Annotated in this window: 1 pseudogene; it reads left to right on the plus strand. The window is 42.2% G+C overall.

What is annotated here, in order from left to right:
• Nucleotides 1-218 (plus strand): annotated as a pseudogene (locus V6256_RS15815) (DUF3466 family protein); the annotation flags it as partial.

Raw genomic sequence — 218 nt, forward strand, 5'->3', positions numbered from 1 at the left:
GCTATTCGATCGTTGTTATAACGAATGTGATGACGGAGATGAAGATGATCTAGGTTACCTTCTTTACTTTCCTGGTTTTGATACACAGGCATGGGCTTGGGAATACGATAGCGCAAGATCAGAGACTGAGTTATCTGGTTTTGCATTAGCCACTGAATGGTTAGATGAGAACGAAACAAATGATGGCAGTAATGCCACATACAGTGCTGCTGCATTAG

The sequence above is a fragment of the Psychromonas aquatilis genome, from assembly GCF_038155185.1.
GTDB lineage: Bacteria > Pseudomonadota > Gammaproteobacteria > Enterobacterales > Psychromonadaceae > Psychromonas > Psychromonas aquatilis.